The 12,549-nt window shown below is 29.0% G+C and carries 13 protein-coding genes; 6 read left to right on the top strand and 7 right to left on the bottom strand.

Annotated elements, in window-relative coordinates:
- Positions 1-74: 74 nt before the first annotated feature.
- Positions 75-1,433, bottom strand: a complete 1,359-nt coding sequence (gene thiC, locus FDK22_RS06220) for a phosphomethylpyrimidine synthase ThiC (RefSeq protein WP_138152045.1) — start codon at positions 1,431-1,433, stop codon at positions 75-77.
- Between the two features lie 125 nt (positions 1,434-1,558).
- On the opposite strand from thiC, the gene FDK22_RS06215 reads away from it, so the two are divergent.
- From FDK22_RS06215 to FDK22_RS06195, 5 genes are read left to right on the top strand one after another with little or no spacing between them, the layout of a single operon-like run.
- A complete protein-coding gene (locus FDK22_RS06215; protein ID WP_138152044.1) occupies positions 1,559-2,497 on the top strand; it encodes a hypothetical protein in 939 nt (312 codons plus the stop codon).
- A gap of 3 nt (positions 2,498-2,500) precedes the next feature.
- Positions 2,501-3,322, top strand: a complete 822-nt coding sequence (locus FDK22_RS06210) for an HDOD domain-containing protein (protein WP_138152043.1) — start codon at positions 2,501-2,503, stop codon at positions 3,320-3,322.
- 56 nt (positions 3,323-3,378) lie between these two features.
- Positions 3,379-4,503 carry a bifunctional 2-C-methyl-D-erythritol 4-phosphate cytidylyltransferase/2-C-methyl-D-erythritol 2,4-cyclodiphosphate synthase gene (locus FDK22_RS06205; RefSeq protein ID WP_138152042.1) on the top strand — a complete coding sequence of 375 codons (1,125 nt, stop codon included), beginning with the start codon at positions 3,379-3,381 and terminating at the stop codon, positions 4,501-4,503.
- Positions 4,500-5,384 carry a DNA-binding transcriptional response regulator gene (locus FDK22_RS06200; protein WP_138152041.1) on the top strand — a complete coding sequence of 295 codons (885 nt, stop codon included), beginning with the start codon at positions 4,500-4,502 and terminating at the stop codon, positions 5,382-5,384. The genes FDK22_RS06205 and FDK22_RS06200 overlap by 4 nt, the downstream gene beginning before the upstream one ends.
- Positions 5,385-5,392: 8 nt before the next feature.
- Positions 5,393-5,863: a phosphatidylglycerophosphatase A family protein gene (locus tag FDK22_RS06195; protein WP_138152040.1), complete on the top strand. Its 471-nt coding sequence runs from the start codon at positions 5,393-5,395 to the stop codon at positions 5,861-5,863.
- Here FDK22_RS06195 and FDK22_RS06190 read toward each other — a convergent pair.
- Genes FDK22_RS06190 through FDK22_RS06165 form a run of 6 tightly spaced genes read right to left on the bottom strand, consistent with a single transcriptional unit; the run spans position 5,860 to position 11,660 of the window.
- Positions 5,860-6,735, bottom strand: coding sequence for a DMT family transporter (locus FDK22_RS06190; RefSeq protein WP_228711640.1), 876 nt, complete (start codon positions 6,733-6,735; stop codon positions 5,860-5,862). The genes FDK22_RS06195 and FDK22_RS06190 overlap by 4 nt on opposite strands.
- A 44-nt stretch (positions 6,736-6,779) precedes the next feature.
- Positions 6,780-7,898 (bottom strand): glutamine-hydrolyzing carbamoyl-phosphate synthase small subunit, encoded by a 1,119-nt coding sequence (carA, locus tag FDK22_RS06185; protein WP_138152039.1) that lies wholly within the window; start codon positions 7,896-7,898, stop codon positions 6,780-6,782.
- A 1-nt stretch (position 7,899) separates the two neighbouring features.
- A complete protein-coding gene (locus FDK22_RS06180; protein WP_138152038.1) occupies positions 7,900-8,451 on the bottom strand; it encodes a DUF507 family protein in 552 nt (183 codons plus the stop codon).
- 4 nt (positions 8,452-8,455) lie between these two features.
- Positions 8,456-9,706, bottom strand: coding sequence for an adenylosuccinate synthase (locus FDK22_RS06175; protein ID WP_138152037.1), 1,251 nt, complete (start codon positions 9,704-9,706; stop codon positions 8,456-8,458).
- Between the two features lie 2 nt (positions 9,707-9,708).
- Positions 9,709-10,554 carry an ATP phosphoribosyltransferase regulatory subunit gene (locus tag FDK22_RS06170; protein WP_138152036.1) on the bottom strand — a complete coding sequence of 282 codons (846 nt, stop codon included), beginning with the start codon at positions 10,552-10,554 and terminating at the stop codon, positions 9,709-9,711.
- Between the two features lie 2 nt (positions 10,555-10,556).
- Positions 10,557-11,660: a pyridoxal-phosphate-dependent aminotransferase family protein gene (locus FDK22_RS06165; RefSeq protein ID WP_138152035.1), complete on the bottom strand. Its 1,104-nt coding sequence runs from the start codon at positions 11,658-11,660 to the stop codon at positions 10,557-10,559.
- A gap of 143 nt (positions 11,661-11,803) precedes the next feature.
- On the opposite strand from FDK22_RS06165, the gene FDK22_RS06160 reads away from it, so the two are divergent.
- Complete coding sequence (locus FDK22_RS06160) at positions 11,804-12,427, top strand: LysE family transporter (RefSeq protein ID WP_138152034.1); 624 nt, start codon at positions 11,804-11,806, stop codon at positions 12,425-12,427.
- Positions 12,428-12,549: the final 122 nt, after the last annotated feature.

Raw genomic sequence — 12,549 nt, 5'->3', positions numbered from 1 at the left:
ATGAAGCTTTGTTCATAAAATAAAAAAAGGCCAAGCTAAAAACTTGACCTTTTATTATCTAAGCTTATAATTAATTAAACAGCTGCTGCTGTTTGAGCTATTTTATCCCCATGGGTATCAACAATTTTTTGTGTAATTTTATATGAACAAAATTTTGGTCCACACATTGAACAAAATTCTGCTTCTTTAAATACATCTTGAGGAAGAGTTTCATCATGATACTCTTTTGCTCTTTCAGGGTCTAAACAAAGTTCAAATTGTTTGTTCCAATCAAAGGCATATCTTGCATCACTCATCTCATCATCAATATTTCTTGCATCTTTTCTACCCCTTGCAATATCAGCAGAGTGAGCAGCAATTTTATATGCGATAATACCTTCTCTTACATCATTTGCATTTGGTAATCCTAAATGTTCCTTTGGAGTAACATAACAAAGCATTGAAGCCCCATGCCATCCCCCAACAGCTGCACCAATTGCAGAAGAGATGTGGTCATAACCAGCAGCAATATCAGTTGTAAGTGGTCCTAAGATATAAAAAGGTGCCTCATGACAATATTCTCTTTCAAGTTTCATATTTCTTTCAATTTGATTTAAAGGAACGTGCCCAGGACCTTCAATCATAACTTGAACATCTTTTTCCCAAGCTCTTAAAGTTAATTCACCTAAAACTTTTAATTCTGATAATTGAGCTTCATCTGATGCGTCAGCTAAACAACCTGGTCTTAAAGAATCCCCTAATGATAAAGAAACGTCATATCTTCTACAAATATCTAAAATATCATCAAATGCATCATAAAATGGGTTTTCTTTATGGTAATGCATCATCCATGCCGCCATTAATGAACCACCTCTTGAAACGATACCCATTTTTCTTTTTGCAATATGAGGCATAAATTGTAATAAGAAACCAGCATGAATAGTAAAATAAGAAACCCCTTGTTGAGCTTGTTTTTCAAGTACTTGAAGCATATTTTCAATAGTTAAATCTTCAATCTTATCTTTTACATCATGTAAAATTTGATACATAGGAACAGTACCAATAGGAACAGTTGAGTGTTCAATAACAGCTTGTCTAATTGAGTCTAAATCCCCACCTGTACTTAAATCCATTATAGTATCAGCACCATGTTTTAAACAAACGTCAACTTTTTCAATCTCACCTTGAATATCAGATGCAAGTGCAGAAGAACCTATATTTGCATTAATTTTACATGAACTTGCAATTCCTATAGCCATTGGTTTTAAATGTTTGTGGTTAACATTTGCTGGAATTATAAGTCTTCCTCTTGCAATTTCACTTCTTACTAGCTCAGGATCAATTTTTTCAACCTTAGCTACATATTCCATGTCAGGTGTGATGATGCCTCTTTTGGCATAGTACATTTGTGTTCGTACTTCATCATTTTTATGATTGTCTAACCATTCTCTCATAATCATTTCCTATTTAATAAATTCAGGTGATTATATCAAATTATCTTTATATAGACTTAATTAATTTAAATAGTTTGCATTTGTTAACTTTATAGGTTATAATCAAAAAGTGGTACAAGGGAACAATGGAAAAGAAAAAAAGTCTAAAAAAATCATATTATGAAATATATGAAAATATAACTAGTATTAAAATAAATGAAATTGAGTCAGAACATGAGATTATAAGTCTTATTATGAAAATAAATATGAATCAATCTCTTGGAACTTTAAATGAAAATACTATTAATGCTGAACTGATTTCACAAATATTTAGGTCTAATGAAGATAGCCTAAGTAAACTATTGTTAATAGATCAAGAACTATTTGAAATAAAATTTAAGCTATATATTTATTTAATTGATTTATTTAATCAATTATGTAAAATTTATTCAAAAAATGACTCAAAAAGAAAACTTGTCGAGCCGATTATAGAGGCATTAATAGAATCAAAAACCTTTTTAAAAATCAAACTTCAATTAAATGAAGAAAAAATTAATATTATAAATAATCATATTGGTCAAGCAAGATATAAATTTTCCCATCTTTCTTATTTTGAAATAGAAGGAAAAGATATAGATTATGTTTTTGAATACTATCAATCTAAATGTGAAAAGATTGTACATGGGTTTGAACTTTCAAAAGATAGTTCATTTTTAAGCTATTTAAAAAACGATAAAGAGATAGAAAAAAATATTTTTATTAACAATCTTAGTTTTTTACTTCTAAAAATGCACTATGAAATAAAATATTTTCACCCAAAACTTAAGTTTTGGGATAATCCATATTATAAAAAAATTGTTGATTTCTTTTATGAATCTACAAATTTAGAAAATATAGACAAATCCCTAGAAAAAAACTTTGAAAAGCTTTTAGTCGAAGAGTTTATAAAAACTTCTTTTTATTTAGAGGCAAAAGGAATTAGTGTCATTGATGAAAAAATTCAATTATTACAACTTAATACAGATGAGTATAAACAATTAATTGATATCATAACAAGCAAAATTAATGTTGATAATGCAGGATAAATAATGAAAAAACTAATTATAGAAAAAATAGATACATTACCACCTCTTCCTAAAAGTGTTTTAGAACTTGAAGAATTCAGAAAAATGGCAAATAAAGAGCCTTTAGATTTATTAAAAATTATTGAACAAGATCCATTGATTATTACTACTGTATTAAGGGTTGCAAACTCTGCAATGTTTGGTTTTGTAAGTGAAGTTGAAACTCCAAGTAGAGCAATCTCTTTATTAGGTATAAATTTTACTATCTCTATTGCTTTAGGAACTGTTATTCAAAACCTTGTGGATACTAAATTATCTTGTTACGAAGCAACAACTGATGATTTTATGTTCTCTTCAAATCTTGCAAGTGCATTAATCAACTCTTGGGTTTCAAAAATTAGCTTTGATTTAAAAGAGGACTTACTTATCCCTGCATTTTTACAAGAAGTAGGAAAATTTGTTATTGCTGATATTGTTTCTGAAAGTGGAAGAACTGAAGAATTTATTGAACAAGTAAAAATTACAAAAAATGTAACAGCTGTTGAAAAAGAGTTTTTAGGTTTTTCATGTGCTAGAATTACCGCAAATATTTTTAAACACTGGAACTTAAGTCATAATTTAATCTTCTCAATCGGTTTTGTAGAAGATTTAGAACATTGTCCAAAAGATTATGTCGAAAAAGCTAAAATTTTAGAAATTATAAAAATTCTTACAGATATTAAAAATCCATTATCTGATTACAATGTACAAAGAGCATTAACAAAAGCTAGTGAATATGGCTTTGATGTTGATCTTTTATTACAATCTATAGATACGATTAAATTTAAATTAGAAAATGACCTTTAAGGTTTCATAAGTTACAATTCAGTATAATATGTAACTATTTTACTCAAAGGGTCTTTGTGTCAGATATTACATTAATATTGCTTTGTGCAGGAAACTCCTCAAGATTCGAGCTTTCTTCAAAAAAACAATGGTTAAGAACTGAAAATTCTCCATTGTGGTTATTTGTTACCAAAAGACTTTCGAGTTTTTACTCTTTTAACAAAATCATTATTGCTTCCCATAAAGATGAATTAAACTATATGAAGAATTTTACTGATGATGTTACTTTTGTAGAGGGTGGAGAAACTAGACAATCCTCAATGAAAAATGCCTTAAAAGAGGTTACTACTGATTATGTGATGGTATCGGATGTTGCAAGAGCTTGCATACCAAAAGAGGTTATCACAAATTTAATAGATGCAAAAAACAATGCAGACTGCATCGTCCCAATACTAAATGTAAGCGATACAGTAGTTTTTAAAAATGACACAATAAATAGAGATGAAGTAAAACTTATTCAAACTCCTCAACTTTCAAGAACAGAAATTTTAATCAATGCACTTAATACTGATGAAGAATTTACTGATGATAGTAGTGCAATTAAAAATATTGGTGGAACAATTGAATATATAAAAGGTAGTTTAAATAGTAAAAAACTAACTTTTGAAGAAGATATTCAAGCTATTGAATGTATCAAAGCTCCTTCAAAAAACTTTTTTACTGGGACAGGTTTTGATATACATCCATTTGAAGATAATAAAAAAATGTTCCTTGGTGGAGTTAACATTGATGTAGACTATGGCTTTAAAGCGCATAGTGATGGTGATGTATTAATACATTCAGTTATAGATGCACTTTTGGGAGCCTGTGGTGCTGGAGATATTGGGGAATTTTTTCCAGATACCGATGAAAGATATAAAGGTGCAGATTCAAAAGAGCTATTAAAACATATTGTTAAATTTATTTATAATGTGGGATATGAAATTGTAAATATTGATTTAACTATAATTGCTCAAAAACCAAAAATAAATCCATATAAAAATGAAATCAAATCAACTATGGCACAACTTTTAAATTTAGAAAAACAATTTGTAAATATAAAAGCGACTACAGCTGAGAAGTTGGGATTTATAGGGAGAAGTGAGGGTGTTGCAGTTCAAAGTATTGCAACATTAAAATATTATGAGTGGGAAAGAAAATGAATATATTAATTATAGAAAGTGAGATTTATTTAGCACAAAAAGTAGTGTCTAGATTATTGGATGATGGTCATAATTGTGATTTTGTTGAATCACCAAATATTGAAAATTTAACAAAAGATTATGATATCATCCTTTTATCAACATCTCTACCGGCTGCATTATGTAAAACAATTATTAGAAGATACAATGATTCAATTATCCTTTTATTGGTTTCATATATTTCTGATGAAACAGTAACAGACCCAATTAAAGAGGGTGCAAAAGATTATATTATGAAGCCATTTATTATGGATGAGCTTATAAGAAAAATATATCACTATAGAGAGTGTAAATCACTTAGAAAAGAACTGTTTACATTAAGAGAATATCTTGATTTTCAATTTAGAGACGTAGAAACTGCAGGTACTGTACTTCCAACTTCTTTTCCAATTTTAATTGAAACAAACACTCAAATAGCTGCAGATAAGCTAACTTTTGAATTAGCAAGAAAACTAAACTTACATATGAAATTTATTTCACTTAGTGATGAGAATTGGCAAAAACATCTAAATGATAAGTTCAATGGTATTTTATATTTAACAGAATATCAAACTTTAAAAAGAAGTGCAAAAGATAGTCTAAATAGACTTGTTGAAGATAAAAAATGTGTAATTGTTTCAATGGAAAAAGAAGATGAGTTTCCTTATACAAAAATTGACTTCCAAAAGGAAGACAATATGATGGCTACAAACTCAATAATGACAATTAACGATTATGTTAAAATGATGGTATTATCATACCAAAGCAAATATCCAGATACGGAATTATCGAAAAAACTTGGAATTTCAAGAAAATCTTTATGGGAAAAAAGAAAAAAACTTGGTATAGAAAAAAAGAAATAAGAGAATTTATGAGAAAACTATTTTTAACTTTATTTTATAGTGGATTAAGTCCAAAAGCACCTGGCACTGTTGGGAGCTTTCTTGCGCTGATTTTAGGTATTGCACTACTTCAAATAATTGACGTTTCTACACTTTTTTTATTAGCAATTTTAATTACTGTAATAGCTGTAAAACAGATTGATATTTATGAAAAAGAAGTTGGTGTTCATGATAGTAAAGAGATTGTTATTGATGAACTTGCAGGGATGTGGATTGCCCTTTCAATTTGTGGTATAACTCAAGAAAATATGATTATTATGGCTTCATTAGCTTTTATTTATTTTAGAGTTTTTGATATTTGGAAACCCTCAATAATCGGTAGAATCGATAAAAAAGTAGAAGGTGGATGGGGAGTTATGGGAGATGATGTTATTGCTGGTATTGCAGCAGGTATTGCCACAGCAGGAACATATCAATTAATAGAAAAGTTTTTAATTTAAACTTTTCTATTTATCATATAAACTCCAAATAAGATTAAAACAGTACCCATTAAATCTATTAAATCTATATCTTCACCAACAATAAAAAAACCAATTAACAATGCTACAATTGGTGGTAAATAAGTTGCAGAGGATGCTCTAACTGCACCTAAATGCTCAATTAGATAATAATACAAAATAAAAGCTAAACCTGTTCCTAATAAACCTAAACCAATAATTGTTCCCAATAAAACATTTAAATTTAATGTAATATTTGATATTCCATTATAATCAACAAACAAGGATAAGGTAATAGTAGCAAAAGCTAATTGATAAGTAGTAAGCGCAGAGAAATGTATTTTCAAAGGGCTTATAAATCTTTTTGCATATACAAAAGATGAACCAACAACAAGTGAGCCAAGTATAATAGCTTTAATCCCTTCAATATTTGACTCAAACACATCAAGTTCATAAGGTTTTGCAATTAAAACAACTCCAATTAAACCCAATAATATTCCAAATAATCTTTTATCTAACTTCTCATCTTTTAAAAATATAACAGCCAAAATAAACGCGAATAAAGGAACAGAAGCACTAAGTGCACCAGTAATTCCTGATAAAAGTAATGAAGAAGCTTTTACGAAATAGTAATAATAAACTGATGCTCCAAGAAGTGACATAATAAAAAAATGAAAGGCATATTTGAAATGCTCTATTCTCATAGTTTTTTTGTATATTGTGTAAATTAAAACTGGTATAAACCCAAATAAAACCCTTAAGAATACAACTTGTAACTCACTTATATAAACAGTGGCTAATTTCATATATATAAAATTACTGCCCCAAATAATCCCAAGTAATAAAAAAATAAAGATAGCTTTTTTGTTTTCCAAAATTTAGACTAGAGTATTTATGATTGATAGTAAAATAAGTTAACTTATTTTACTATCTTTGCGAATTCATCAAAAATATATTTTGATTCATGAGGTCCCGGACTTGCTTCTGGGTGATGTTGAACTGAGAATATTGGTTTATTCTTATATTTAACACCTTCAATTGTATTGTCGAATAGATTTATATGTGTTATATCTGCAATTTCTGTAATGTTATCAGGAACATTATAGTTATGATTTTGTGCAGTGATTTCAACAATTCCATTATTAGCAACAGGATGGTTTCCACCATGTTGTCCAAATTTTAATTTATAAGTATCAAAACCATGTGCAATTGATAACATCTGATGTCCTAAACAAATTGCAAACATTGGAATATCTTTATCAATAAGTTTTTGAACTTCTTTTTTCTCTTCTGTTAAAGTTAGTGGGTCACCAGGACCATTTGATAGGAAGATTCCTCCTATTTCACCTGCTTCAAATCTAGCAATTAAATCATCTGCTTTAAATGTAGCTGGTACTACTTCAACCTCAAGACCTGATTCAACAAGCTCGTTTAGTATATTTCTTTTTACACCAAAATCAATTACTACAACTTTTTTATCACTCATTACAGCTTTGTTATATGCTTGAACTTCATGATTCCAAGCTCCATTTTTATGAATGTAGCTTTCTTTTGTTGAAACTTCTTTAATATAATTTACATCTTCAATTCTAGGACTCTCAGCTAATTTTTTAGCTAATTCATCTTTATCACTAATTTCAGTAGAAGCAATCATCATCATTGCCCCTTCATCTCTTAACATTTTAGTTAAGTATCTAGTATCAATATTACAAATTCCAAGTACATTGTTATCTTTTAATAATGAATCTAAATCACCTTGAGCTCTATAATTTGAATATTCATGGTGATAATTTCTAACTAAAATACCTTTACAATATGCAGTAGAACTCTCCATATCATCATCATTTATACCAACATTTCCAATCTCTGGCATTGTAAAAGTTACAAATTGCCCTGCATAACTTGGATCAGTTATTATCTCTTGGTAACCAGTTAATGATGTATTAAATACAATCTCACCAACTGTTGTTCCTGTAGCACCAAAAGAGTTAGCCTCTAAAAACGTACCATTTTCAATATAAATCCATACTTTTTGCATCTTACATTAACCCTCGTTTAATTAGTTCTTCTTCATATAATCTATGATAAACAATATCGTATTCATCTGTTCCTGGAATAAGTTTTCTTTTATAATTTTTAATCTTTTCCATAACTTTATCATCTGCTTTTTCAAAGCCTTTTAAAAACTCATCAATTGATTCAAAAATTACATTTTTAATTTTATTATCTGAACATGTATAATGGATATAATCTTCTTCCCATAAATAATCTAATATTTTATGTGCAATATCAGAATATCTATCTTCATTGTTTAATATAACACCAAACTCATTAGCCATTCTTTTTTTAGCAAGCCAAAAAAGTTGTCTATAATCAGCATTTAAATACTCAATCTCTTCTTGCTGAGCTTCTAAAACATCTGCAACTTTTTCATCTAGCTCATGTTCTTTTTCAATATCTTGATCTAATATTTTTTCTATTTCGTCTGCTATTTCTTCTCTAGTTTTTCTTACTTCTACTAGATCACAGCTTACCAAATCTCTTGAAATTCTTCTAGAAATATATGGTGTGTGATGTAATTTCATTCTCATTGGCTTATCCCCTAATAATTGTATCGTCTCTTTCTGGTGATGTTGATACGATTCCCACTTTTACACCAGTTAATTCCTCTATTTTTTCAATATATTTTTTTGCATTCTCAGGTAATTTATCATATTCTCTACAACCAACTACGCTATCCCATCCATCAAGTTCTTCATAAATAGGTCTTACATCATCCATATCTGATGGCATATAATCAATTCTTTCCCCATTTAATTCATATGCAACACAAATTTTAATTTTTGGGAAACCATCTAAAACATCAAGTTTCATTAAAGATAATTGATCACATCCATTTAATCTACTTGAATATTTAACTGCAACGGCATCAAACCAACCACATCTTCTTTTTCTACCAGTTGTTGTCCCAACTTCATGACCAACTTCTGCAAGTGTATCACCATCTGGTCCAAAATCTTCAGAAGGGAAAGGTCCATTCCCAACTCTTGTACAATATGCTTTTACAATACCAGTAACTACACCAATATCTTTTGGAGCAATTCCTAAACCAGTACAAGCACCAGCACTAACTGTACTTGATGATGTAACATATGGGTAAGTACCATGGTCAATATCAAGTAAAGTTCCTTGCGCACCTTCTAATAAAATCTTTTTATTTTCATCTAATGCTTTCCAAACCATATTTGTAGTATTTGCAATAAATGGTGCAAGTTCTTTTGTATATGAAGCTAATAATTCTACAAGTTCATCCTCTTTTGGTGTTTCAATCTCTAAAACATCAAAAATAGCTCTGTTTTGTTCAAAATACTCAATTATCCCAGAAGCTAGTTTTTTAGGGTTTAATAACTCACCTACTCTAAAACCTGTTCTTGAAATCTTTTCAGCATAACTTGGTCCAATACCTTTTCCAGTTGTACCAATAGCTTTATCACCTTTAAGTCTTTCTTTTGCTTGATCAATTAAAGCATGATAAGGTAAATTTAAATGTGCCTTATCAGAGATAAAAAGTCTACCTTCTAAATTTTCAAATTGACTCATCTCTTTAATTATTGACTCAGGACTTAATACAACACCATTTCCAATAATATTTATAGCTTTTGGATTTAATACCCCTGAAGGGATTAAGTGTAAAGCATATCTAGTTCCATCAACCCAAATAGTATGTCCTGCATTGTGTCCACCTTGACTTCTACATACAACATCATAATTTTGAGCAAGCATGTCAACCATCTTACCTTTACCTTCATCTCCCCATTGAATACCTACAATTAAATCTGCGCTCATTCCTAATCCTCTAAAATTTTTAATAAACTATCTGTATAAAATGCAAATCCCAAAGAAGAAATCCCTTCAGAACTATATTGTCCACCTTTGCAAATTACATAATTATCTTGAATTACTCTATAGTAAACATCATCATAATATTTTAAACTTCCATGATAAAGTGGTGCAATTACAAGGTTATTATATGAAACCTCTTTAGCACTTTTTAGAAGTTTTTCTAACTCTGCTTTTATATTAACAGGTACATTGTCAATACATTTTTCTAAATCTTGAACATCTTTTACTTTTATAAGCTCTTCCAACCATGGAATATTTAACTCTAAAAGTTTTGCTATTTCACCATTTTTAAATAAATCAACATCAATATCTAGTTCATTTGCAACTAGTTTTGGAATATTGATATTTGAAAGTTGTAAAATAGGATTAATACCAATATTTTTTAGCAATTCACCAGTAAGATTTAAAATATCAACAATATTATCATGGTCTATCCACTCACATCCAATTTGATAATCTTCAGTTGAAGGATATGTAAAAATTGGTTGTACATAAAACCACTTTTTATGACTTGTTGTTCTTCCTAATCTTTTTGTAATAATTCTTACTACATCAAGTGTCGAATCAGCCCTTAAGCTTACTTGCTCATTTTTTTCATCAGAAAACTTAATTAGTTTTCTGTCATTTTCAATTGACTGATGTTGAGAATAAGAAAAGTTTGGAGTTACAATCTCCTCAAAACCTTCTTTATCTAAGATTTCACTAATTTTATTTTCTAATTCTCTTTTTGCTTTAGCAGCTTTACCGAAATAAAGTCTACTTCCTTTTGGTATTTCATGTTCAAATATCATATTTACCCTAAAAACATTTTTTCTGCAAAAACTTTATTTGCTGTTCCATCAAATTTTCTTAAACCTAATTCATCCATTGCTAACTCAATAGCATTTACAGCCCAAGAAGCTTCAAAATCTTCAACTAGACCCATGTGGTTAATTCTAAAAATTAATTTTTTAATATGGTCTTGTCCACCTGCAATATTTACATTATATTTTGTTTTTAAAATATTTCTAATAGCAGGTGCATGTTCTGTATAAACTGTTGTCATAGAGTTTGCTGGTGTTTTTGGATAAATTTCACATCCAATAGATATCATAGCTGCTCTTGTTGCTTCCGCTCTTTTTTTAGTTTCAGCATATAAATTTTCAAATCCAATTGATTTTAACTCTTTTAAGATTGCTCTAAGACCAATTGTTAAAGTTGTAGCTGCAGTCCAAGCTGTAGTATTTGTTCTTTGTTTTTTAATTTCAGTTGCAAGATTAAAGTAATAACCTTTTTGTGCACCTTCTATTTTTTCTACTGCTTTATCAGATAATCCAATAATAGCTAAACCTGGAGGTAACATTAAAGCCTTTTGACTTCCAGTAATAACTGCATCAAGATTAGTAGTATCAACTTTTTCAACTCCAATAGCAGTAATCCCATCAGCAACAATCATAACATCTGGATTAATTTTTTTAACCTCTGCAGCAATTTGTTCAACAGGATGTCTTAATCCCCCTGCACTTTCGCATATTTGAATAAAAATTGCATCGATATCATTATCATTTTTTACAGCTTCTACAACTGCATCAACAGATACGGGAGTATCCCATTCGTTTTTAATTTCTACTTTTTCAATTCCATATGCATCGCAGATTTTTCCAAATCTATCTCCAAACTTTCCTGAATTAATTGTTATAGCTTTTTTTGCTGTTAAGTTAGTAACACAAGCTTCCATAGCTCCTGTTCCACTTGATGCAAGCATAACAACTTCAGGCATATCAAATAATTCTAATAATAAATTTCTAGTTTCTTCAAATATTTTTTCAAACTCTGGTGTTCTGTGATGAATTGTTACATCAGCCATTGCCTTTCTAACAAACTCTGGTACAGGAGTTGGTCCTGGTGTTAAAAGCATATCTTCTATCCTCTATAATTAAATCTCATTTTAGTAAAGCATGATATATTAGCCAAAATTTTATTACGAAGAGGTTAAACAATTTTTTTGCCTTTTTATTACTTTTAAAATATAATTTCACATATAATAAAAAAAGGTTTTTTATGGAATTTGATGTTTGGCTAACTCTTTTTTTAGCTTCTTTAGCTATTTCTATTTCACCAGGTGCTGGTGCAGTTGTATCAATGAATCATGGGATTAAATATGGATTAAAAAAATCGTATGCTGCAATTTTTGGTTTACAACTTGGACTTTTTGCACAAACTTTTGTTGTTGTAATTGGTTTAGGTGCTTTAATTATGAAATCAGTTATGCTTTTTAATATAATAAAATGGATAGGTGTACTTTATTTAGTTTATCTTGGACTTTCAAAAATTTTTGAAAAAGTTGAAATGGTTGAAGAGGGGGAACAATTAAAGGCATATAGTGCAAAAAAATCTTTTCTCACTGCAACTTTGATAAACTTAACAAATGCAAAAGCTACAGTTTTTCTAGTTGCTTTTATCCCACAATTTCTAAATCCAAATGAATCATTATGGTTACAGTTTATCATTATAGTTTCAACTTTATGTATTATAGATATATTTGTAATGACAGGTTATTCATCTATGGCTTCAAAATTAAAATTTTTAATAAAAGATGTAAAAGCAATGAAAATTCAAAATAGAATTACTGGTTCTTTTTTAATTTTAGCAGCAATTTTTATGTCTACTGCAAAAAAAGCTTAAAAATTTAAAAAATTTTTGAATTTTTCTAAAGCCCTATCATTGGGCTCTAGATAGATAAAAAATACTACTAACTAGTAGTAAATTTACTTTACCCCTTGACAAGTACTACTAATTAGTACTAT

The organism is Arcobacter arenosus, assembly GCF_005771535.1.
Taxonomy (GTDB): Bacteria; Campylobacterota; Campylobacteria; order Campylobacterales; family Arcobacteraceae; genus Halarcobacter; species Halarcobacter arenosus.
The sequence above is the reverse complement of the archived record's forward strand: the minus strand, read 5'-3'. Positions and strand labels throughout refer to the sequence as shown.